General features: G+C 70.2%; 1 protein-coding gene. It reads left to right on the forward strand.

What is annotated here, in order from left to right; all coding sequences use genetic code 11:
• Positions 1-26: 26 nt before the first annotated feature.
• Positions 27-456 (forward strand): zinc-binding dehydrogenase (locus tag IMZ11_RS44095; RefSeq protein ID WP_374463283.1); only part of this gene is annotated, 430 nt, incomplete at its 3' end.

Here is a 456-nt window from a genome sequence, read left to right on the forward strand (position 1 = left end):
TCCACGGGCTGATGTCCGACGGCGGTATGGCCGAGTACACCGTCGTCCCGGCCGACATGCTGCACCGATTGCCTGACAACGTGTCTCTGGAGTTGGGCGCGCTGGTGGAACCGATGTCGGTGGCCTATCACGCCGCGACCTTGGGAGAGGTCGGTCCGTTGCACACCGCGGTGATCTTCGGCGCCGGGCCGATCGGCATCGGCGTCTGGTTTGCGCTGCGCGGCAAAGGGCTCGACGAGGTGTTCGTCGTGGAACCGTCCGAGACGCGGCGCGGCGCGATCGAGGCCCTCGGGGCCAGGACCCTGGATCCGGGAGCCATCGATGTTCCCGCCTTCATCGCCGACCGCACCGACGGCCGGGGTGCCGACGCCGCGTTCGACGCTGCCGGGGTGGCGCCGGCGATTGCCGCGGCCACGGCGTGTGTCGGTGCGCGCAAGCCGACGATCAGTGTCGCGA

The organism is Microtetraspora sp. AC03309 (genome assembly GCF_020826795.1).
In the GTDB taxonomy this organism is placed as follows: domain Bacteria; phylum Actinomycetota; class Actinomycetes; order Streptosporangiales; family Streptosporangiaceae; genus Microtetraspora; species Microtetraspora glauca.